General features: G+C 71.7%; 21 protein-coding genes. 11 read left to right on the forward strand and 10 right to left on the reverse strand.

The annotated features are described in order from the left end of the window. Positions 1-438 precede the first annotated feature (438 nt). Positions 439-1737, forward strand: coding sequence for an acetamidase/formamidase family protein (locus tag D7X32_RS33685; protein WP_120606676.1), 1299 nt, complete (start codon positions 439-441; stop codon positions 1735-1737). Positions 1738-1874: 137 nt separating this feature from the next. After that, on the forward strand, positions 1875-2462 hold the full coding sequence (locus D7X32_RS33690) for an SRPBCC family protein (RefSeq protein ID WP_120606677.1): 588 nt from the start codon (positions 1875-1877) through the stop codon (positions 2460-2462). A 9-nt stretch (positions 2463-2471) separates the two neighbouring features. Here D7X32_RS33690 and D7X32_RS33695 read toward each other — a convergent pair whose 3' ends face one another. The 4 genes from D7X32_RS33695 to D7X32_RS33710 all read right to left on the reverse strand — a co-directional run bounded on the left by D7X32_RS33695 (position 2472) and on the right by D7X32_RS33710 (position 6200). Then, a complete protein-coding gene (locus tag D7X32_RS33695) occupies positions 2472-3644 on the reverse strand; it encodes a serine hydrolase domain-containing protein (RefSeq protein ID WP_244239328.1) in 1173 nt (390 codons plus the stop codon). A 151-nt stretch (positions 3645-3795) separates the two neighbouring features. Beyond that, positions 3796-4515: a 2OG-Fe(II) oxygenase gene (locus D7X32_RS33700; protein ID WP_244239329.1), complete on the reverse strand. Its 720-nt coding sequence runs from the start codon at positions 4513-4515 to the stop codon at positions 3796-3798. After that, a complete protein-coding gene (locus tag D7X32_RS33705) occupies positions 4499-5437 on the reverse strand; it encodes an ATP-grasp domain-containing protein (protein WP_120606680.1) in 939 nt (312 codons plus the stop codon). Before D7X32_RS33705 ends, D7X32_RS33700 begins: the two co-directional genes overlap by 17 nt. A gap of 28 nt (positions 5438-5465) precedes the next feature. After that, the gene (locus tag D7X32_RS33710; RefSeq protein WP_120606681.1) at positions 5466-6200 is read right to left on the reverse strand and encodes a hypothetical protein; all 735 of its coding nucleotides are present in this window, start codon (positions 6198-6200) and stop codon (positions 5466-5468) included. Positions 6201-6373: 173 nt separating this feature from the next. On the opposite strand from D7X32_RS33710, the gene D7X32_RS33715 reads away from it, so the two are divergent. Next, entirely contained in the window at positions 6374-7717 is a 1344-nt protein-coding gene (locus tag D7X32_RS33715; protein ID WP_120606682.1) for an erythromycin esterase family protein, read from the forward strand. Positions 7718-7724: 7 nt separating this feature from the next. Here D7X32_RS33715 and D7X32_RS33720 read toward each other — a convergent pair whose 3' ends face one another. Continuing rightward, the gene (locus D7X32_RS33720; RefSeq protein WP_120606683.1) at positions 7725-8144 is read right to left on the reverse strand and encodes a transcription elongation factor; all 420 of its coding nucleotides are present in this window, start codon (positions 8142-8144) and stop codon (positions 7725-7727) included. Between the two features lie 92 nt (positions 8145-8236). Between D7X32_RS33720 and D7X32_RS33725 the strand changes: the two genes are divergently transcribed. Then, on the forward strand, positions 8237-10318 hold the full coding sequence (locus tag D7X32_RS33725; protein ID WP_120606684.1) for a WD40 repeat domain-containing protein: 2082 nt from the start codon (positions 8237-8239) through the stop codon (positions 10316-10318). 4 nt (positions 10319-10322) lie between these two features. On the opposite strand, the gene D7X32_RS33730 is transcribed toward D7X32_RS33725, so the two are convergent. Both D7X32_RS33730 and D7X32_RS33735 read right to left on the reverse strand, forming a co-directional pair. Beyond that, positions 10323-11438: a hypothetical protein gene (locus D7X32_RS33730; protein ID WP_147450372.1), complete on the reverse strand. Its 1116-nt coding sequence runs from the start codon at positions 11436-11438 to the stop codon at positions 10323-10325. Between the two features lie 4 nt (positions 11439-11442). After that, the gene (locus D7X32_RS33735) at positions 11443-11958 is read right to left on the reverse strand and encodes an Mpo1-like protein (protein WP_244239330.1); all 516 of its coding nucleotides are present in this window, start codon (positions 11956-11958) and stop codon (positions 11443-11445) included. A gap of 137 nt (positions 11959-12095) precedes the next feature. On the opposite strand from D7X32_RS33735, the gene D7X32_RS33740 reads away from it, so the two are divergent. The 4 genes from D7X32_RS33740 to D7X32_RS33755 are packed head-to-tail and all read left to right on the forward strand — an operon-like array spanning position 12096 to position 14991. Then, positions 12096-12563 (forward strand): hypothetical protein, encoded by a 468-nt coding sequence (locus D7X32_RS33740; RefSeq protein WP_147450373.1) that lies wholly within the window; start codon positions 12096-12098, stop codon positions 12561-12563. Between the two features lie 2 nt (positions 12564-12565). Beyond that, positions 12566-13114, forward strand: a complete 549-nt coding sequence (locus D7X32_RS33745; RefSeq protein WP_120606687.1) for a hypothetical protein — start codon at positions 12566-12568, stop codon at positions 13112-13114. Next, entirely contained in the window at positions 13111-14058 is a 948-nt protein-coding gene (locus D7X32_RS33750; RefSeq protein ID WP_120606688.1) for an HTTM domain-containing protein, read from the forward strand. The genes D7X32_RS33745 and D7X32_RS33750 overlap by 4 nt, the downstream gene beginning before the upstream one ends. Positions 14059-14118: 60 nt before the next feature. Continuing rightward, on the forward strand, positions 14119-14991 hold the full coding sequence (locus D7X32_RS33755; protein ID WP_120606689.1) for an NAD-dependent epimerase/dehydratase family protein: 873 nt from the start codon (positions 14119-14121) through the stop codon (positions 14989-14991). A 54-nt stretch (positions 14992-15045) separates the two neighbouring features. Here D7X32_RS33755 and D7X32_RS33760 read toward each other — a convergent pair whose 3' ends face one another. Together D7X32_RS33760 and D7X32_RS33765 are read right to left on the reverse strand one after the other, a co-directional pair. After that, positions 15046-15963 (reverse strand): hypothetical protein, encoded by a 918-nt coding sequence (locus tag D7X32_RS33760; protein WP_120606690.1) that lies wholly within the window; start codon positions 15961-15963, stop codon positions 15046-15048. A gap of 15 nt (positions 15964-15978) precedes the next feature. Continuing rightward, positions 15979-16608 carry a hypothetical protein gene (locus D7X32_RS33765; RefSeq protein ID WP_120606691.1) on the reverse strand — a complete coding sequence of 210 codons (630 nt, stop codon included), beginning with the start codon at positions 16606-16608 and terminating at the stop codon, positions 15979-15981. A 233-nt stretch (positions 16609-16841) separates the two neighbouring features. Between D7X32_RS33765 and D7X32_RS33770 the strand changes: the two genes are divergently transcribed. Next, entirely contained in the window at positions 16842-17108 is a 267-nt protein-coding gene (locus tag D7X32_RS33770) for a hypothetical protein (protein WP_120606692.1), read from the forward strand. Positions 17109-17143: 35 nt separating this feature from the next. Continuing rightward, positions 17144-17902: a hypothetical protein gene (locus D7X32_RS33775; RefSeq protein ID WP_120606693.1), complete on the forward strand. Its 759-nt coding sequence runs from the start codon at positions 17144-17146 to the stop codon at positions 17900-17902. 100 nt (positions 17903-18002) lie between these two features. Here D7X32_RS33775 and D7X32_RS33780 read toward each other — a convergent pair whose 3' ends face one another. Continuing rightward, a complete protein-coding gene (locus D7X32_RS33780; RefSeq protein ID WP_120606694.1) occupies positions 18003-19292 on the reverse strand; it encodes a universal stress protein in 1290 nt (429 codons plus the stop codon). Between the two features lie 329 nt (positions 19293-19621). Between D7X32_RS33780 and D7X32_RS33785 the strand changes: the two genes are divergently transcribed. After that, the coding region (locus D7X32_RS33785; protein WP_244239331.1) for a P-type ATPase actuator domain-containing protein at positions 19622-20381 on the forward strand (760 nt) is incomplete at its 3' end.

Below are 20381 nucleotides of genomic sequence, written 5' to 3' on the forward strand. Positions count from 1 at the left end.
TCCCCGTCCCCCTCCTCGCCCAAGCCTCCGCCACCAAACCACAGGGGTCTGACATGGACTCGAAAGCGGGCGCGGCCCTGGGTCGGATGCGGCGCGAACTGGTCCGACTGTCGGACCAGTTGGGAGACGGCGCTTCCGGCAGGGCACCTCTGCCCGTGGCACCGGCATTGGCATCCGCTCCAGCCCACCAGCGCGGTCCACCGTCGCGCTCCGTAAGGCTCGAGCCTTCGCCGAGCGCTTCGGATCGTGGGGTTGGTTGAGGAGCCCTTGGCGACATGATGGGTGCCGGAAGGCTCCACCGCATGGGGGCGCTGTGAACCGCCCAGCGCCGGATGGCGGAGCCGTTCGGTGTGGCGGGGGCCCTGGCGCTCCACGGCGCCGTCCGCGGCGCTTCAGCTCCTCCCGCGTCGGTTCCCTTCCTCTACACTGCGCTGACCCATGCTCCGCTCCCTCTCCGTCGTCCTCTGCTGTCTGCCGGCCAGTGCGCTCGCGGCCTCTGAGTCGTGGCTCGTGACGACCGACCTCTGGGGCAATGCCGCCTATCAACTCCTCACGCTGGAGCGCGACGGGAAGGGCCTCACGGGAGAGCTGGACGGGGACGCGCTCAAGGGCGAGCGCACGGGCAACGCGGTCCACTTCGTCGTCACGGACTCGCGTCAGCAGACCTACGTCTTCGACGGCAAGGTGAGCGGTGAGGCGCTTCGCGGCACCGCGGACTATCCCGACAGCAACAACCCGAAGGCGCGCGTGCCGCATGCCTTCACGGCCCGGCTGCTGCCCTCGCGCCCCGTGGGCCCTCCGCGCGTGCACGTCTTCACGCCCACGTCGTGGTCCAACGAGTTCACCGCGCACCGCCCGCCCGTGCTGACCGTCTGGCCGGGCGACACGGTGCGCACCTCGACGCTCGACTCCGGCGGCATGGACGCGAAGGGCGTCACCCGGGCCCTCTTCGGCAACCCGCAGACGGGGCCCTTCTTCATCGCCACCGCGAACCCGGGCGACACCCTGGCCATCCGCATCCGCCGCCTCAAGCTGAACCGGCCGTTCGCGGACAGCCTGGACAGCATCGTGGGACGGGCCCTCACGACGGGCCTTGCGGCCAAGGCGACGGAGCTGGGCAAGCCCGTGCGCTGGAAGCTCGACCCGGAGCGCGGCGTCGCGACCCCGGAGACCCCGACGGAGCGGCTGAAGGCCTTCACCGTGCCGCTGCGGCCCATGCTGGGCGGCCTGGCGGTGGCGCCCGGCTTCGGCTCCGCGCCCCTGTCCACCGGCGACACGGGCCGCTACGGCGGCAACATGGACTTCAACGAGGTCGTGGAGGGCAACACCGTCTACCTGCCCGTGGCGCAGCCCGGAGCGCTCCTGTACCTGGGCGACGCGCACGCGGCGCAGGGCGACGGCGAAACGTCGCAGTACGCGCTGGAGACCTCCATGGACGTCGAGTTCACCGTGGACGTCCTGCACGGCAAGCCGCCGCCTTCGACGCCTCGCGTGGAGTCACCCACGCACCTGATGGCGCTGGGGCAGGGCGGTTCGCTGGATGACGCCCTGCGCTCCGCGACGCAGGGCCTGACGCAGTGGCTGGAGCAGGACTACGGGCTCACGTTGTCGGAGAGCGCGCAGGTGCTGGGCAGCTCCGTGCAGTACGTCGTCGCGAACCTCGCGGGGCGCAGCGTGGGCGTCGCCGCGAAGCTGGACAAGGCGCGGCTCCAGGCCCTCCGGCCCGCGGCGAAGTAGGGGGGATGCCCGGGTAGGCAGCCGGCCGTGAAAAAGGGCCGGAAATGCCGTGTCGATTTCGCGGCCCCTCGTTCGACGTGGAGATGAACCCTCCCGCTCACCCGGGAGCATCTCTTCAGTCGAACAGGGAGCCCGCCATGGTCGTCAAGCTCGCAACCGCCGCCCTCATCCTCGTCGTCGCGCTGGGCGCCTTTGTCGCCACCCGGCCGGACACCTTCCGCGTGGAGCGCAACGCGCACGTGGCCGCGCCCCCGGCCACCGTCTTCGCGTTGATCAACGACCTGCACCGCTTCGACACGTGGAACCCGTATCGCTTCGAGCTCGCCCCCGGCCTGAGCAAGTCCTTCGACGGGCCCAATGAAGGACCGGGCGCCCGCTTCACCTGGGCTGGTGGCAAGTCCGGGGATGGACGCATGACCCTCGTGGAGAGCCAGCCCGGAGCGCGTGTCGTCCTCAAGCTGGAGTTCTTCAAGCCGTTCGCCGCCACGAACCAGACCGTCTTCACGCTCACCCCCGAGAACGGCGGCACCCGCGTGAGCTGGAGCATGGACGGCGACAACACCCTGATGGGCAAGGTGATGTCGCTCGTCGTCAACATGGACACGATGATCGGCAAGGACTTCGAGAAGGGCCTCGCGAACCTGGACACCGCCGCGCGAGCCAGCACCCCGGCTTCCAGCGCGAGCGCCCAGTCCGACGCGGCGACGCCCGCCCCGGCGCTCTGAGCGCGCGCCTCAGTCCTCCAGCGCCTGGTACGCGCCCTTGGAGAACGCCATGGCCAGGGCCTCGTCCTCGGGCCCCTGCATCCGCCGCTGGGTGAGGAGGACGGCCGTCAGGTCCTGCCGGGGGTCGATGAAGAACGTCGTGCCGTAGCCCCCGGCCCAGCCAAAGCGCCCGGCGGTGGGGGAGACGCCATCCGGCTTCGTGCACACGGACCCGCCGAAGCCCCACCCCGACGCATCCCAGAAGCCGGGGAAGAAGGGCGAGGCGGCCTTCTGCTCCTCCGGAATCTGATCCGTCAGCATCTCCTGGACGCTCGCGCGAGACAGCAGGCGGGTGTCACCGGCCTGGCCCCCGCCCAGCAGCATCCGGCAGAAGGCGAGGACGTCATCCGCCGTGGACACCAGCCCGCCCTGGCCTCCTCCCGAGGGGAAGGCGGGAGGCCGCGACCAGTAGCTGTCCGCGGGCGTGTCCCAGGCCTCCAGCCGTCCCGTGGCGGGGTCGCGCGCGTAGGCCGCCGTGAGCCGGCCGAGCTTCTCCGCGGGCACGACGAACGCCGTGTCCTTCATGCCCAGCGGCGCGAAGAGCCGCTCGCGCAGGAAGTCCTCGAAGCGCAGGCCCGACGCCCGCGCGACCAGCACGCCCAGGACCTCGTAGCCGGTGTGGTAGGCCCAGCGCTCTCCGGGTGGGTAGCGGAGCGGCAGCGAACCCAGCCGCCGCATGAATTCGTCGGGCGGATCCGTGAGCACGTGGAAACCGGGCGTCACCCGGGCCTCTTCCATGGCTCTCTGGATGGGATGCGTGCCGGGCGGCGCCATCACCGCGCCCAGACCCCAGCGCAGCGTGAGCAGGTCGCGCACGGTGATGGCGCGCTTCGCGGGAACGGTGTCGTCGAGCGGACCGTCGGGCGTGCGCAGGACGCGGCGGTTCGCCAGCTCCGGCAGCCACGGGTCCACGGCGCCGTCGAGCGGGAGCTTCCCTTCCTCCACGAGCATCAGCGTGGCCACGGCCGTGATGGGCTTGGCCATGGACGCGAGGCGGAAGAGGCTGTCCCGCCGCATGGGCTTTCCGGAAGTGAGGTCCTGCGTGCCCGGCGCGTCGACGTGCACGGTGTCGCCGCGCGCGACCAGGGCGACGAGGCCGGGCAACTCGCCGCGTTCGACGTGGCCGCGCAGGGCGGAGGTCATGCCGGCGAGCCGTGGCTGGGAAAGACCGCGAGCGGTGGCTGGGCTCATGCGAGGACCTGTTGGGAAGGAGTGGTCTCCACGGTCAGCATGGACTCCAATGTTGATGCGCGCCGCGGGCCGCAAGTCCGTGGGCGTGGGAGCGGCCAGGCGCTCAGCGCTTCGCGAGGATGAACGCGGTGACGGAATAGCGCTGGTGGCCCTGGGCCTCGGAGGTCCACTCCGTCACGCGGTGGGGGGCGCCCCTCGCGCGGAAGATGAACACCGAGTTGAAGAGTGGTGGGACGCGCATCATGTCCGCGTCCACCTCGGGATGCCGGAAGGCGAGGACTCCGCCGAAGCGGTCCTCCCAGGGACGCGTGAAGTTGTAGACGACGGCGAGCCCTTCCTCGTCCGTGTCCCGGTGCTCCGGGAAGTGCTCGCCCACCTCCATGCGTGACACCTGCACCTGGCGGGTCTCCAGCGGGTGGGGCCAGCCCACCAGCGCGGCGTGGAAGGCCGCGCCGTCCGCGCTCTTGAGCCACGCGCAGAAGTCCGTCAGGGCGGAGGGCGTCTGTTGATCCAACGGCGCGATGTGCAGTGGATAGGGGCCGTGGTGGTGGCGCACGAAGCGCGCGTCGCGCAGGGCCTGGTGCAGGCCTTCCGCGCGCTCGGGGAGGAGGGCGTCCCGGAGGCACACGTGAGGCACCCGTCCGCCTTCGATGAACTCCTGGCGGATGGCGGTGCGCAGCGGCTCGGACGCGGACGCGAGGCGCGTCCATGCGGTCGCGGAAGGCGGGAACACCTCCGGCGTCGGAGCGGGGACGGGGCCGAAGATGCTGTCGGCGAAGTCCGCGATGAAGAACCCGCTCGGGCGCTCAGGCCTTGGAGACAAGGTAGCTGGCGAGCCGGGTGATGACTTTGCCGTCGCGCGGGTCATCGAAGAAGGAGATGGCGGGTGTGGGGTTGAATTCAAGCGCCACGAAGGCGCCCTCGTGGGTGCGCCGCAGGTCCACCGCCGTGAAGACCATGCCCAGCGCCTTGGCGCCCTTGAGGCACAGCGCCCAGGCTTCCTTGGGCAGGCGGGCGGGCTTCACCCGGTGCAGGTTCTGCCGCGCGTCCACCACGCCGTCGGTGGGGATGTGGAAGGCGGACACGGGCTCGCCGTCGAGTACGTAGGCGCGGAACTCGTCGCCGATGATCTGCTCCTGGAACAGCACGGGGCAGTTGGCGAGCAGCTGGAGCCGCTCCTCGGTGAGGTCCGCCGCCTCCACCTTGCGCACCATCGCGCCGCCGCTCAGCGGCTTGTAGATGACGGAGCCGTGGCGCTCGACGAACTCGCGCACCGCGTCCGGTGAGGCGGTGGCCAGGCTGCTGGGGACGGGGATGCGGTGGCGGCGCAGCAGGGCCAGCTGGTGCAGCTTCAGGTAGTGCAGCTCCACCGCCTCCAGCGGGTTCACGAACGAGCCGCCGCGCCGGTGGAGCGAGCGCAGCACGGAGTGGAGGAACGACTGGCGCTCCCGCTCCGCCAGGTACTGCTCCTGCCAGCGCGGGAAGTTGCGCTCGGACAGGGCCTCGGCCTCGGGGACCGGGAGCGAGAGGCGCACGTTCTTGATGTAGAACGAGCGCAGGTCACTGAGACATTCACCGTCCCAGTGCACGTCGCCGTCCTCCCAGCTCAACGCGGCGGAGTCCGGCACCCGGTCCGTCTCCAGGACGACGGCTCGCGCCCGACGGCGCTCCACCGCTTCAGCGACGAAGCGGGTGGCGTCATCCGAACGCGAGCCGATGACCACGACCTTCTTGCGAGACGTCATGGGTGTCGTGACTTCGCCCGCCGGCCGCTCAGACCGGGCTGTCCATCTTGACCTTCACGGCGCCGCCATCCAGCGGCTTGAGGTCCGGAAGCTTCGAACCGCGAAGGGGGTCATCCATCATGACCTTCACGACGCCGGTGTCCGCCGGGGGCTTGAAGTCCGGGAGCTTCGACCCACGCAGCGGGTCGTCCATCATCACCTTCACGGCGCCGCCATCCGGGAGCTTGAAGTCCGGCAGCTTCGAGCCACGCGTGGGGTCATCCATCATGACCTTCACGGCGCCCGTGTCCGCCGGAGGCTTGAAGTCCGGCAGCTTCAATCCACCGGTCGGGTCATCCATCCGGATCTTCACCCGGCCACCATCCGGCGGAGTGAAGTCCGGCAGCTTCACGCCACCGGTCGGGTCATCCATCCGGATCTTCATCCGGCCGCCGTCTGGCGGCTTGAAGTCCGGCAGCTTCGAGCCACGGGTGGGGTCGTCCATCATGACCTTCACCATGCCGCTGTCCTTCGGGGGCTTGAAGCCGACGTCCTTGCCCTTCACGAAGCGGTCCGCGAGCTCACGGGCCTTCGGGGTCAACTTCACCTGCTCGAAGGCGTCGCGCAGCTGGCTCTTCTGCTGGGCGCTGAGCTGGCCCGCGTCGGCGCCCTGGAGCGCCTTCTTCAGGGCCGGAGCGCCCACTGCCTTGCCATCCGTGCTGGCGGTCTTCAGGGCGGTCTTCAGCGACGAGAGGAAGCCCGTGGGGGATTTGATCTGGGTCATGAAAAAAGATTCCTTTGCGAAGGGTTATCGCCAGACCCCAGCCGGGAGTTGCTTGATTCTCTGAAGCTGAGAGTCCCCGTGGAGTCCCAGGGGTTTGGGTGCCGCCTGCCCGCCCGCCGTCTTTCATCGCGGCGTGCGCGACCCAACCCTTGATGACAAGGGGAGGAGACATCATGGCGACCCGGGATGACGCACTGCTGGTGCGAGCCATCGCGGAGACCGTGCGGCCACTCCAGGGGACGCGGGAGGACTTCGGCCCGCTGATGGACCTGGTGGGCGACGCGCGGTGCGTGCTGATTGGCGAAGCGACCCACGGCACGCACGAGTTCTACCGGCTCCGCGCGCTCCTGACGCGGCGCCTCATCGAGGAGCGGGGCTTCAGCGCCGTCGCGGTGGAGGCGGACTGGCCGGACGCGTACCGTATCAGCCGCTATGTGCGCGCGATGGGCAGGGACGCGGACGCGGTGGAGTCCCTCTCCGACTTCGAACGCTTCCCCGCGTGGATGTGGCGCAACGCGGACGTGCTCGACTTCGTGGGCTGGTTGCGGACGCACAACGACCACGGCTCCGCGCGCGACAAGGCCGGATTCTATGGGCTGGATCTCTACAGCCTCCATGCCTCCATGGGCGCGGTGCTGAAGTATCTGGACCGCGCGGATCCGGAGGCCGCGAAGCGCGCCCGGCACCGCTACGCGTGCTTCGAACACTTCGGGGAGGATCCGCAGGACTACGGCCACGCGACCACGCTGGGGCTGTCGCCAGACTGTGAGCGGCAGGTCATCGCCCAGCTCCGGGACCTTCAGCGGGAGCGCGAGTCCCTGCTGCACCGGGACGGACACATGGCGGAGGATGCGCAGTTCGAAGCGGAGCAGAACGCGCGGGTCGTCCGGAACGCGGAGGAATACTACCGGTCCATGTTCCATGGGCGCGTCTCATCCTGGAACCTGCGCGACACGCACATGGCGGACACGCTGGATGCGCTGATGGCCTTCCTGACGCGACGTTCGGGTGACGCGCGGATCGTGGTCTGGGCGCACAACTCGCACGTCGGGGACGCGCGCGCGACGGACATGGGCGCCTCGGGCGAGGTGAACCTGGGGCAGTTGACGCGTCAGCGGCACCCGGGGCAGGTGCGGCTCATCGGCTTCAGCACGTACCGGGGCACCGTCACCGCGGCCTCCAACTGGGGCGGGGCCGCCGAGCGGAAGCGGATCCGCCACGGGTTGCCGGGCAGCTGTGAGTCCCTCTTCCACGAGGTCGGGCTGCCAGGCTTCCTGCTGGACCTCCGCGAACTGGGAGAGGCCGCCGGAGCGCTCCGCGAGCGGCGCCTGCAGCGGGCCATCGGCGTCATCTACCGGCCCGACACGGAGCGGATGAGCCACTACTTCCACACCCGGCTGCCGGCGCAGTTCGACGCGATGCTGCACATCGATGACACGCGCGCGCTCGAACCGCTGGAGCGCACCGCTGGATGGGAGCGCGGCGAGGCGCCGGAGACCTATCCGACGGGCCTGTAGGCTCGCGCTACTTTCGTGCGCGGGAGGCCGTCTTCCGCTTGCGCGCGGCGGTCTTCGCCTGGGCGGACAGGGCCTGCTTGGACGCCGCCTGACGGCCCTCGCGTTTGAGCGCGCCCAGCGTGGCCTGGCTCCGCTTCTTCGAGGGGGCCCGGGGCTTGCGCTCCTGCTGGCCCACCTCCAGGTCCTGCTTCGCCGCGCGCCGCGTGCGCGCCGGGGCCTGCTCCTTCGTGGGGGGCTTCAGCGGCACGCCCGCGCGGCGCGCCTTCGACAGGCCAATCGCGATGGCCTGCTTCGAAGAGCGCGCGCCGTGTTCGCCTTCGCGGATGTGCTCGACCTCCTCGCGCACGAACCCACCCGCCGCGGTGCTGGGGCTCTTGCCTTCGCGCAGCTCCTTCTTCGCTCGGTCGACGGTGGCCTTGTCGGGCATGGCTTCCTCTCCTCTCCGGGGTACGGTCCTGGCCCAAAGGTGCGGATGCTCCGCGCCCAGGCAAGCCGTGCCCTGTTTCCGGAGGGAGCCCCATGCGGTGGTGGTGTCTCGCGCTGTTGCTTGCTTCCTGTTCGGCGCACCGGTCCTCCGGCGGCGAAGTGCCGGACACCGCGAAGGAGCAGGACCTGCGCGCCCGCGTCTACGAGGCGAAGGGCGAAGCGGCCACCGAGTCCCGGCAGTGGGGCGTGGCGGCGGCCTCGTTCGCGCTGGCCCGGGCGTCGCGGGACTCGCTGTCCGCGCAGTGGGGGCAGGCCCGGGCGGTGGACCGCGCCTCCACGCTGCGCTGGTCGAAGCGGATCCAGGGGTCGGTGCTCGCCCTCGACTTCACGCCGGATGGCCGGGTGCTGGCGTCCGGGCACTACGACTCCGTGGTCCGGCTCTGGGACGTGGAGCGCGGCGAGCCGCTGGCGGAGCTGAAGGGCCACACCGCCGAGGTCCACGCCATCGCCTTCTCACCGGACGGCCGCTGGCTGGCTTCCGCGGGCAGGCCCGGGGAGCTCCGTGTCTGGGATTGGCGCCAGGGCCGGCAGCACGCGGTGCTCCAGGGGCACACGGACGTCGTGCTCGGGTTGGCCTTCTCACCCGACGGCAGGCGGCTGGCCTCCGGCGGCCTGGACAAGGGGGTCCGCGTCTGGGACGTGGAGACCGGCGCCGAGCAGCTGCGCTTCGAACACGACGACAACGTCATCGCCGTCGTCTTCTCCCCGGACGGCAGGCGGCTCCTGTCGACGAGCGCGGACCGGAGCGCCCGGGTCTGGGACCTGGAAGCGCGCAAGGAGGTCCACCGACTCGCGGGGCACGAGGAGAAGGTGGAGGCGGGCGCGTTCTCCTCGGACGGCCAGCGCATCATGACGGCGGCGGGCGACCGGGCCGTGCGCTTCTGGGACGCCCGGTCGGGACAGCTCACGGACGTGCTGCGCAATTCGGGCAACGTCTCCGTCGCCGCCATCGACGGCCGGTTCCAGCTCCTGGTCCAGGGTGGATGGGACGGGCGTGTGCAGCTCATCGACGGGACGGGAGGCGCGCTGCTGGAGCGGCTGGATGCGCATCACTCCGCTGTGATGAGCGTGGCCCTGTCGTCAGACGGTCGCACGTTCGCTTCGGGCGGGATGGACGGCATGCTCGCGGTGTGGCGCCGGCCGGAGGTCCCCGCGGAGGTGCTGCTGCGCGGACATGCCGTCTGGCCGGAGGCGCTCGCGTTCTCCCAGGAGCGTGAGTTGCTTGCTGGCGCTGAGGACGGCTGGCGGCGGTGGCGCCTCGCGGATGCGAACGACCTCCGTTCGGAGCTGGGAGGAACGGAGGCCGCGGTGTCCCTGGCGGTGAGTCCGGACCGTGAGCGCATCGCGGTGGGCACGTTGAAGGGGAGGGCGCTCGTGCTGGACGCGCGTTCGGGGCGGGTGCTGTTGGAGCTGCCAGGGGTGAAGGGCTCCGTGCGCGCGGTGGCCTTCAGCCCGGATGGGACGCTCGTCGCGGTGGCGGGTGATCCGGACATCCAACTCTGGTCGGTGTCCGACGGCAGGCCCGTGGGACTGCTCCAGGGACACACCGGCAAGGTCTGGGCCCTGGCCTTCGACAGCACGGGGCGCAGGCTCGCGTCGGGCAGCACGGACAAGACGGTGCGGACCTGGGATGTGGCGCGGCGTCAGCCCCTGCTGCGGCTCGACATGGGCGAGCCCGTGCGCGCCGTGGTCTTCACCCCGTCCGAACTCCACCTGGTGACGGCGGGAATGCGACAGCCCATCCGCGTCTGGGACGTGGAGCAGGGCCGGCTGTTGAAGACGCTGGATGAGAAGACCGTGGGCGTGCTGGCCCTGGCCGTGTCGCCGGATGGCCGCTTCCTGGCCTCGTCGGGCATGGAGGAGGTGGTGAAGGTCTGGGGCCTGCCCTCCGGCGAACGCATGGGGACCCTCACGGGCCAGCAGGGCTTCCTGTCGGCCCTGGCCTTCTCGCCGGACGGCGCGCTGCTCGTCTCCGCGGCTTCCGACCGGACGCTCCAGCTGAACCGGTTCGAGTCCATCGCCCATCCACCTCCGGCGGGAGCAGGCATCGAGGACCTCCTGCGCCGCTACGGGCTCGTCTGGGACGAAGCCCGGTTCCTCATCCAGCACCGCTGAGCCGTCACATCAGCCGCAGGAAGCGGTTGAGGTCGCGGAACAACCAGAGGGGATTGCCGTACCACACGGCCATCTCCAGCACCCCCGCCCAGACGACGAGCCCCAGCCGCACCGCCGTGGGCCAGCGCGGAGCGCGAAGGACGCCCACGGTCAGGGGCACCAGCAGCAGCGCGGACGCGTGCCACCAGTGGCGCGTGTCGATGACCGCGAGCACGACGCCCAGCCCCACCGACGCGGTCACCAGTCCGTCAGCGCCGCGCCAGGAGAGGGCCAGCACCGCCGCGCTCAAGCCCATCACCAGCGCCACCGTCCCGGGCTCTCCCAGGATGGAAGGGGTCGCCGCGTCCGTTTGAGCGGCCAGCGGCGCCATCCACAGGAACGTGCGCACGCAGAGGACCCCGGCCACCGCCACCCCCAGCAGCGTGCCCCACGGCCACTGTCGCACCGGCCGCCCGCGCACCACGCGCCACAGCGCCACCACGCCCACGGCGACGAGGACGACCGCCCGGTAGTGCAGCAGCGCCGCGCACGCCAGCCAGCGGAGCGCGACCCCTGGACGGTCCTTCGCGAGCGCCGCCAGCGCCAGCACCCCACAGACGAGCCACGCGCCGTCGTACTGGCCGTAGAGCGCCAGCCGCATCAGCACCAGCCAGCAGAGGACCCCCACCGCCCAGCGGCCTCCCGCTGGAAGTCCATCCAGCAGCCGCAGCGCCGCGTAGAGCGCCACGTGCGCGAAGGCCAGCAGGTACAGCAGGCACACCTGCCCGAAGGCCTGGGGCGACATCGGCACCCACTCGCCCACGAGCGCCAGGGGCAGGAAGAGCACCAGCGCACCGGGCGGATACACGTACGGCACGTCCAGCCACTGGTCGATGGCTTGCCGGTAGGGGATGCCCTCGCGCAGCTCGCCCAGCGGCGCGGTGTAGAGGGCCTGGAGGCCGCGATGCAGTCCCACCCAGACCACGTACGGGTGGCGCACGTGGTCCGTGTAGCCCTCCTTCAGCGTCCCCGCCGTCGTCACCCCGGACAGGGGAACGGCGGACAGCACGAGGAGCGACAGCAGGGTGAGCAGTCCCCACCGCGCGGCGGGGTGCCGGACGAAAAGCGCGGGGACTTCCACGGGCTCAGACGCCGGCGGTTCCGGTGGCCACACGCGCGCGCAGGTCCTGCTTGAGGCCCAGCGCGAAGAGCACCAGGGTGAGCAGGTACACGGGCTCGATGAAGAAGAGCAGCGGGCCGCCCAGCGACAGCCCGTGGGTCTTCTTCTCGAAGACGACGTGCGCGCCCACCACCAGCGCGAAGCGGAAGACCATGACGCCCACGGCGATGCCCGCGGCCGTCCCCGTGGGGAGCCGGGCCACCGCCTCCGCGGCGAGCAGCGTGGGGACCAGCGGCAGGGCCATGAGCAGGCCGGCGGTCCACTCCAGTGTCATGGCGTACACGGCCACCGCGGCCACCAGCAGGTGCGCGGCGGTGAGGGGCGTGCCGGGCACGCGCACCCAGCACAGGGGCACCAGCAGGGCGAAGGTGAAGAGATAGGCCCCCACGAAGTGCACGGCGCGGCTGACACCGTTCTCGTGCAGGGGCATCCAGACGCGCATCTTGTCGGCGAAGCTCATGGCCCCCGCACGGTAGGCCATCCGCGTCCGGGATGCCTCTTCCCTTGAGGGAGCGCGGTCGCCGCGCACCCCAGGCCGGAGAATAATGTTTCACCGGGGCGTACCTGTGGAGGCAGCGGCCTTTTTCCCGCTGCCTTCAACCTGAAGGTACTCCCCCGATGAAACAATTCCTGTCTCTGATTGGCATGCGCCGCGCGTCCCGTCACGTGGGTTTCAAGGCCGCCGTTGGCGTCACGCTGGGCGTGGCGTTGACCAGCGCCATCAGCTTCGCGTCCGTGTCCGCGCGCACGCCGACCCATGACTTCACCCAGGCGGACGTGGACGCCATCGTCGCGCAGATCCGCCAGGTGTCGCCGGACACGTTCTACATCCGGCTGCCCACGTTCTCCCCCCGGGGCGGCGTCAACGGATCGCGCCTCTACGGCTCGCTGCCCCTCGCGTACGTGCAGCGCATGGCGACCGCGCAGAGCGTCGTCCTCAACGAGGAGGCGAACATCATGGGCCTGGTGATGGATCCGAACACCGCGGCAGGGCAGGCCTCGGGCGCCAAGTCGGAGCGCGTGGCCTTCGCCATCGATGCCGTCCTCGCGGACATCACCCCCGGCTCCTACCAGTTCCTGAAGTAGCCATGCGGACCGTCCCATCGCGGCCCGAGGGTGATGAACGCCAGGCAGCCCTCTGGGCGTGCATCGCGGTGCTGCATCTGGCCGCGGTGGGCGCCTTCCTCTGGACGGGCCTGGCCCGCGCGAACTCGGAGGCCGCGTTCGACCGCGGCGTCCGCACCTACCAGAGCCTGTCCGGCGTCATCAGCGACTACCGCTTCTTCGCGCCCGCGGTGGCCAGCGACACGCGCACCGGCTTCATCCTGGAGCTGCGCGACGGACGCTCCCTGTTCGAACCCCTGGACTCCGACAGCCTGGAGGTGGGGCTCCGCTACCAGTGCATCGTCGCCTCCGGCCTGCGCGCCAACCGCAAGACGCAGGACGTGCTGGCCCAGTCCTGGGCGGCGGTGATGCTGGGCGTCCATCCGGACGCGTCCCGCGTCACCGTCGTCACCCAGTCGTACGTGCTTCCTTCCATGGAGGCCTGGGCCGCCGGAAAGCGGCCGGACTGGGCCCTCCACTACACCGGGACCTTCGGCCGCCGCGACGGCCCCCTGTCCAGGGAATCGCCATGAACCGTGTCCAGACCCAGGTGCGGCGCTTCTGGTTGGAGCCCGTGGCTCCCGACGGGCTCGCCTTCCTGCGCATCGCCGTCGCGGCCCTCTCCCTCCTGCAACTCAGCATCCTCTGGCCGCACCTGCCGGAGCTGTACGGCAACTTCGGCCTCGTCCAGTGGGTCATCACCGATATCGGCGCGGGTGACTGGGCGCCCGGCCTGGGACGGGTGGGGCGGCTCCTGGCGCCGCTGGGCGTCAGCACGATGGCCACGATGTACGCCGTGTTCGTCCTCTACGCGGTGGGCCTGGTGGGCCTGCTGCTGGGCTACCGCACGCGCTTCTTCGCGGTGCTCACCTGGTTCACGCACGGCCTGACGTCCGCGAACGCGTACCTGTCGCTCTATGGCGTGGACACCATCCTCCACGTGCTCTTCTTCTACCTGGTGTTCATGCCGTCCGCGGGGCGCTGGTCGCTGGATGCGCGCGCCGGCCGGGTCTTCACCGGTCCCACGTCCGGGGCCCGCGTGGCGTTGCGCACGCTCCAGTTCCACCTGTGCTTCATCTACCTGGACACCGGGCTGTCCAAGGCGCAGGGGCCTCAGTGGTGGAACGGCGAGGCCCTCTGGCGCGCGCTGATGCAGCCGCAGTTCCGTGCCTTCGACTTCTCCTGGCTCGCGTCGTACCCGCTGCTGGCGCAGCTTGCCTGCTGGGGGACGCTGCTCATCGAGGTGGGCTACGCGGGGATGATCTGGGTCCCCCGGCTGCGGCGGCACTGGCTGGTGGCCACGCTGCTCTTGCACACGGGCATCGCCGTCTGCCTGCGGCTGTGGTTGTTCTCCCTGACGATGATGGTCTTCAACCTGGCGGCCTTCGCCTGGACGTGGCGTGCCTCGGAGGCCCCCGTGAAGGTGGAGGACGGGCCCCGGGAGGAGGCCCCGGACGCCGCGCTCCAGGCGGTGTGAAACCCGGCGGGTCCTGGCGCATCAGGGGGGCGCAACCTGAACCGGAAGAGGGGCTGGACCATGAGAATCCTTGTGACGGGCGCGACGGGCTACATCGGCGGGGCGGTGGTGGACGCGCTCAAGCGTGCGGGCCACCAGGTCCTGGGGCTGGCGCGGTCGGACGAGGCGCGGAGCAAGCTCACCGCCAAGGGCGTCCAGGCGGTGCAGGGCGACTTGAAGGACCCGGCGGGGCTGGCGGCCGCGGTGAAGGACGTGGACGCGGTCCTCTGGACGGCGACGTCCAATGACAAGGACGTGGACGCTCCCGCCGTGGCGGCGGTGCTGGGCGCGCTCCAGGGCACGAACAAGACGTTCCTCTACACGAGCGGCGTCTGGGTGCACGGCCACACGCAGGGCGTCGCCAACGAGGACGCGCCGCTGAACTCGACGCCCATCGTCGCGTGGCGCCCCGCCGTGGAGCAGCGCGCGCTGAACACGCCGGGCGTGCGCGGCATCGTCATCCGGCCGGGCGTCGTCTACGGCAATGGCACCGGCATCCCCGCCATGCTCACCGGCTCCGTGAAGGACAGCGGCTCCGTCACCTACGTGGGCACGGGGGAGAACCACTGGGCGGTGGTGTTCGTGGACGACCTGGCGGACCTCTACGTGCGCGCCTTGGAGAAGGCGCCCGCGGGGACCGTGCTCCTCGCCACGCAGGGCCCGGGCGTGAAGGTGAAGGACGCCGCGCAGGCCGCCAGCGAGGGCGCGGGCGTGGCCGGCAAGACGACGGCGTGGCCCCTGGAGGAGGCGCGCAAGCAGTTCGGCCCGTTCGCGGATGCGCTGGCGTTGGATCAGCGCTTCACGTCCGAGAAGGCGGAGAAGCTGCTGGGCTGGGCGCCCAAGGGCCCGAGCCTCCTCGAAGAGCTGCGCTCCGGCTCCTACGCACGCCGCTGAAGCAGCCCCGCTTTCCGTCCGCGCACCGGTCCTCGGGGCCGGTGGCGCGGCGGCTCAAGTGGAGGCGTTCAGCGCCGCGTTGTGCCCGTCACACGCGGCCTTCGCCAGCCGCGAGCCCACCGCGATGTAGCCGGGATGGAGCACGTAGTCCGGAAGCATTTCCTCCGACGTGCGCTCGTGGCGCATGTTGAGCGGGTAGAGCCCTGTCGTCACCAGCGCCAGCCGCTGCGTCCGCCAGGACAGCCCCGCCTCCTCCATGACGCGCGTGAAGTCGGTCATCCGCTGGACCCGGTCCGCCTGCTCCAGCACGCGCGGGCGCATCGCCTTCGTGTAGCCGGGGGGCTTGTAGTCCTTGCGCAGTTGATGCAGTTGCGCCTGGCGCCGTGCGGCGAGCAGTTCCTGGAAGCGCGGTTCGGTGGCCGTGAGCTGCTCCAGGACCTCGAGCCCCATCTTCTCGTAGAAGACGGCGGTTCCATCGTCGCGCCGGACCTTGCCCTCCAGGAACCGCACGTAGCCGCGCGTCGCCTCCAGCAGCTCGCGCTCCGCCGCGTCCACGGCCGGAACGGCCACCCGCCGGGGGACCTCCACCGGCATGAAGGCCTCCCTCGTGCCCATGGGGCCGCTCTCGACGCGGCACGCGTACCCGACCTCCCGGTCCCCGAAGACGAGGGTGAAGTCCGGCAACCGGGGCAGGGGCGGAGGGGGCGTGGTGAGGATCCAATCCTCGGGGTCGCTGTCCGTGAGCACCCGCAGCGCGACGAGCCCCCGCGCCTTCATCACGTCCAACCAGGCGTAGAAGGACGGCTCGAAGCCCCCGTCCGGCAGGGCGAAGCCGTCGAAGTCATCCGGCCTCCGCACGAGCGCCGCGCCGCCAGGATCGTCAATCACCTGCGCGCGGAGGTCGCGTCCCCGCAGCCGCGCGTTGCCCACGATGGCGAGCTGCGGGATGTAGTCGCTGCGAGGCAGGGTCACGGCGGCCTCTTCCGGTCAGCTCCGGGACGCCTTGAGCACCTTGGCGACGAGGCCCGCGTCCTTCACGCGCTCGTACTTCAGCGGCTGACCCAACACCGCCTGGTAGCGGAAGACCGTGAAGGGTCCCTTGTCCTCGCTGGCGTGCTCCGGCACGAGCACCGCGAAGCTCTCCTTGTCCACGCCCACCACGTCGATGCAGCGCAGGCGCTCCAGCTTTCCGGCGGGGTCGCGCAGGTTGTAGACCTCGTCGATGCCGAAGCTGACGACGCCTTCGGCCTCGGGCTGCTTCGGCAGGTGCTTGCGCAGCAGGGCCACGACCTGGCCCAGGTAGTCCCGGGCGGCGGTGGGCGTGGCGGGGAGCTCCTGGCGCTTCGCGTCCTCGCGCGCCAGCGACACGAGCGTCGCGGACGGCACCTTCGCGTCCGCGAGCACGGCCTCCAGCCCTTCGAGTCCGGTCGACACCGGGATGCTGTTGAAGCCCAGCGCGTGCTGGACCTGGTCCTCCACTTCGGACAGGGCCCCGTTGGGCGCGCAGAAGGCCTTCAGGAAGGTGCGCGCCTTCTCCAGCGCGGGCGCCTTCTGGAGGGCCTCCATGCGTGCCTTGAGCTCTTCGAAGTGGGCGCTTGCCTTGGGATCGGCGGTCATCGGGAGTTCGCCTCAGGGACCAGGGAACGCGGTCAATACCACCACTTGGGGCGGCACGCCGTCGACCATGCGCAGGCGGATGTTGTAGCTGGCCGCGTTCGCCGGGCCCCTTCTTTCTTGCGCGAGCGTCCGCAGGAATTGCGCTGGCGCGAAGCCCCTCCAGAGGGGAGAGGGGTTGGCGCCGTTGATGCAATGCGTGGGGGTGCGGTCCCTGGACCGGGAAGGAGCACGCCATGACTGAGAACACCCAGAAGCAGCCGCAGGGGTTGGAGACGCTTCGCACCCTCCGCGATGAGCTGCGATTGGAGATGCACCTCGCGGGGATGGAGGTCCGCGAGCGCTGGCGGATGCTGGAGCCGAAGGTGCAGGAGGCCGAGCAGCGGGCGCGCGCGATGACCGACGAGGGGCAGTGGCTGCTGGATGAGCTCCTCCGGCACATGCGCGAGCTGCGCAAGGAGATCCGCGAGCACCGCGACGGGCGCGCCACTCCCCGCGCGTGAGCGCCCGCCGCCTCCCCTGGCTCCTGGAGTCGCCCATGCGCGTTCCGCGCCGTGTCCTGCTCTCCCTCTGTCTGTGCCTGGGGACGCCTGGCGCGCTCGCGCAGGAGGTGCCCGTGCGGCTGCGCGCGGCTTCCGGAGAGCGCGCCCGGCAGGCCGCCCAGGTCGGGCTGCGCCTGCGGGAGAACGAGGAGGCGGCGCGAATCGAGGAGGCGGCGCGCGAGGACGTCGCGCGGCTGCTGTCGCGCGGCATGGAGAACCCGGGCCCCGAGACCGCGCAGGACGTCCCGCCGCTGCCCGACCGCGACCGGCGGCGGTTGGAGCAGGAGCTGGTGACACTCGATGCGCGGGTGTCCGCCCGGGCCGCCCAACGTGCCCGGTGGCTGCTCGCCGCGGGGCTGGAGGTGGACCCGGTGCTCCGGCGGTTGCCGGGAGAGCCGCCCGAGCCGTGGCTCGCGGACGTGACCCTGGACGCGGACGCCCTCCTGGCGCGCGTTCACGACGCCTCCCGCCGCGAGCTGGTGCGCGCGTACGTGCGCGAACACGCAGGACTCCAGGCGCGGCTGGCCACGCTGGAGGCACTCGTGACCGTCCAGGGGGAGGCGCTCGCCAGGGCCCGGGGCGGCCTGGTGGAGGGCCTGGCGCCGTTGGAGGACGTGCTCGCGCTCCAGCGCGCGAACCTGTCGCTGAAGCTGGAGGTGCTCGCCCTGCGGGTGCGCCGCGAGCAGGGCGTGCGGGAGCTGGCGGCGCTGCTGGAGTGCACCCCCGAGTCCGTCGTGGTCGCGGGCACCCGCTGAGCGCGCCCGGCGTCCTTCCCCTTCGCCAACCCTCGAACCTCCGGCGCCCGGGGGGCCTCCGCGCCCGCCCGGGCTTCCTCGCGTCAGGGGACGCTCGCGGCTAGCGCACGGGCGGGCGCAGCACGAGCACGGGGCGGCGGCTTTGCGACAGCAGCTGCCGCGCCACCGAGCCGAGCAGGGCCTCCTTCAGGCCTCCGTGTCCGCGCGAGCCCAGGCAGAGCAGATCCGCGTCCAGCCGCTCCGCGGCCTGGGCGAGCGTGAGCGCCACGTCCTCGCCGTGGAGGACCTCCACCCGCGTGACGACCTCTCGGGACTCCAGCCCCCGGGGCACCCGCTCCAGCAGGCGCCCCTTCAGGTCCTGATGCAGGTCCGCGCCGGAGCGCTCGGGGACCACCGTCACCAGGTGCACCTCCGAGCCCGCCGGGGCCAGCGCGAACGCGAACGGGATGGCCTCGTCCGCGAGCGGCGAGAGGTCCGTGGCGACCAGCAGCCGCCGGAGCTGGGGGATGGGGGCTTCACCTCGCGAGGCGGCGGGGTTCACCGGCACCACGGCCGCCGACATCGGCGCGAGCCGCAGGGCGTGGTGCGACACCGAGGCCAGGTTGCCCAGCGACGTGTGCGGATGCGTGCCCACCACGAGCACGTCCGCCTCCTGTTCCCGGGCCAGGTCCACCAGGTGGTCCGCCGCGCGGCCCACCGCCATGCGCAGGTGGACGCGCGGCGCCGGGCCGGCTTCCGTGGCCGCCAGCGCCGCCACCTCCCGGTGGAGCACCTCCTCGATGCGGGGGGCCACCTCGTCCAGGTTCATGGGCGTGGGCAGCCCCAACCGGCGGCACTGCTCGAAGGCGTAGTAGACGTGGCCCGCCAGCAGCTCCAGGGGGCCCGCCGCGCGCAGCTCCGCCAGCCACCGCCGCGCCGCCTCGGTGCCATGGGAGCGGTCCACCCCCAGCATCACGCGCAGGGGACGCTTGCCCGAAAGCCAGGCCTCGAAGGGGGCCGCGTCGCGCACGCGCAGCAGCGGCACGGCGCAGTTGCGCGCGATGCGCTCCAGGCTGACCCCGGAACCCAGCGCCGCTTCCTCCCCGCGGGGAGACCCCACCACCAGCAGTCGCGCCTCGTGCGCGGCGCAGACGTTGGCCAGCGCCCGCGGGGAGTCGTTCTCCAGCAGCAGCACCCGCACGCGCGCTCCCACCGGCTCCAGCCTCGCGGCCTCCTCGCGCAGCAGCGCCTGCAGTCCCTCGCGCACGGGCTCGGCCGCGACCCGGAGCTGGTCCGGGTGGACCTGATGGACCAGCCAGAGCGGCTGGCTCCGGCGGGCCGCGAGCAGCGCGGCCACCCGCGCGGCCTGACGGGAACCTTCGGAGAAGTCGACTGCGCAGACGATGGCCATGGAGGGACTCGGGGGCTGTGCGGGGAAGCGCCGCGCCACGGCTTCCCGGCGGATGGAGGCTGGGGGGGCGCGCCCCGTGCTGCTTCCGGCGGCGCTACTTCACGAGCCGTGCCGTCGGTGTCCCCGGCGCTCCTCGCGAGGGCGGCGCAAGGGCTGCGGCAGGCCCGGGATGGCCCGCGCAAAAACTGCGCGGGCCGGGAAGCGCCTGCCTTGCTCCCGGACGCGGCATGGGGTTCGCAAAGCGGCCCGCGAAGGCTTTCACTCAAGGGGCGGCTCGCGATGAACGTCGATGGCTGGACGCGGTTGGAGCTTCCTCGCCCGGTGGCGCGATGAGCCTGGCGCGGCGGGACGCGGCGCCGGTGGAGGGGGCGCCCCGGTGGGGCCTGGGCCAGGAGGAAGCGGAAGCGCGGCTGCGGCAGGCCGGGCCCAACACGTTGACGCGCGAGCGGCCCCGCTCCGCGTGGCACTTCCTGGGCCGTCAGTTCCGTTCAGGCATGGTGTGGCTGCTGCTGGGCGCGTGCGGCGTGGCGGCGCTGCTGGGGGAGGTGGCGGACGCGGTGGCCATCGCCACCATCGTGGTGCTCAACGCGCTGGTGGGCTTCCTCCAGGAGTACCGCGCGGACCGGGCCGTGCTGGCCCTGCGCGCCCTCACCGCCCCCAGCGCGCGGGTGCTGCGCGACGGCGTGAGCGCCGTGATTCCCGCGGCCCAGGTGGTGACGGGCGACGCGCTGGTGCTGGAGGCGGGGGACGTGGTGGCGGCGGACGCGCGGCTGCTGTCGGCGCATGCGCTGCTCACGCTGGAGGCGGCGCTCACGGGGGAGAGCACGCCGGTGGACAAGCGGGTGGGGGCGCTGCCGGACTCCACCCCGCTGGCGGAGCGGCGGGACCGCGTCTTCATGGGCACCTCCGTGGCCGCGGGCACGGCGGTGGCGGAGGTGGTGGCCACCGGCATGGGCACGGAGCTGGGCCGCATCGCGCACCTGATGCGGACGGCGCAGGTGTCGGAGACCCCGCTGCAGCAGCGGCTGGAGGGCGTCACCCGGATGCTGCTGGTGCTGTGCGTGGCGGTGGGGGCCCTGGTCGCGGGGC

This window comes from Corallococcus carmarthensis, from assembly GCF_003611695.1.
GTDB classification, from domain to species: Bacteria; Myxococcota; Myxococcia; order Myxococcales; family Myxococcaceae; genus Corallococcus; species Corallococcus carmarthensis.

Coding starts and splice junctions, on each gene's coding strand:
- D7X32_RS33755 (WP_120606689.1), top strand. CDS start 14,119: ATGAGAATCCTTGTGACGGGCGCGACGGGCTACATCGGCGGGGCGGTG.
- D7X32_RS33705 (WP_120606680.1), bottom strand. CDS start 5,437: ATGACGTCTCGCAAGAAGGTCGTGGTCATCGGCTCGCGTTCGGATGAC.
- D7X32_RS33745 (WP_120606687.1), top strand. CDS start 12,566: ATGCGGACCGTCCCATCGCGGCCCGAGGGTGATGAACGCCAGGCAGCC.
- D7X32_RS33695 (WP_244239328.1), bottom strand. CDS start 3,644: ATGACCTCCGCCCTGCGCGGCCACGTCGAACGCGGCGAGTTGCCCGGC.
- D7X32_RS33780 (WP_120606694.1), bottom strand. CDS start 19,292: ATGGCCATCGTCTGCGCAGTCGACTTCTCCGAAGGTTCCCGTCAGGCC.
- D7X32_RS33720 (WP_120606683.1), bottom strand. CDS start 8,144: ATGCCCGACAAGGCCACCGTCGACCGAGCGAAGAAGGAGCTGCGCGAA.
- D7X32_RS33740 (WP_147450373.1), top strand. CDS start 12,096: ATGAAACAATTCCTGTCTCTGATTGGCATGCGCCGCGCGTCCCGTCAC.
- D7X32_RS33775 (WP_120606693.1), top strand. CDS start 17,144: ATGCGCGTTCCGCGCCGTGTCCTGCTCTCCCTCTGTCTGTGCCTGGGG.
- D7X32_RS33765 (WP_120606691.1), bottom strand. CDS start 16,608: ATGACCGCCGATCCCAAGGCAAGCGCCCACTTCGAAGAGCTCAAGGCA.
- D7X32_RS33770 (WP_120606692.1), top strand. CDS start 16,842: ATGACTGAGAACACCCAGAAGCAGCCGCAGGGGTTGGAGACGCTTCGC.
- D7X32_RS33725 (WP_120606684.1), top strand. CDS start 8,237: ATGCGGTGGTGGTGTCTCGCGCTGTTGCTTGCTTCCTGTTCGGCGCAC.
- D7X32_RS33690 (WP_120606677.1), top strand. CDS start 1,875: ATGGTCGTCAAGCTCGCAACCGCCGCCCTCATCCTCGTCGTCGCGCTG.
- D7X32_RS33750 (WP_120606688.1), top strand. CDS start 13,111: ATGAACCGTGTCCAGACCCAGGTGCGGCGCTTCTGGTTGGAGCCCGTG.
- D7X32_RS33715 (WP_120606682.1), top strand. CDS start 6,374: ATGGCGACCCGGGATGACGCACTGCTGGTGCGAGCCATCGCGGAGACC.
- D7X32_RS33685 (WP_120606676.1), top strand. CDS start 439: ATGCTCCGCTCCCTCTCCGTCGTCCTCTGCTGTCTGCCGGCCAGTGCG.
- D7X32_RS33735 (WP_244239330.1), bottom strand. CDS start 11,958: ATGGCCTACCGTGCGGGGGCCATGAGCTTCGCCGACAAGATGCGCGTC.
- D7X32_RS33710 (WP_120606681.1), bottom strand. CDS start 6,200: ATGACCCAGATCAAATCCCCCACGGGCTTCCTCTCGTCGCTGAAGACC.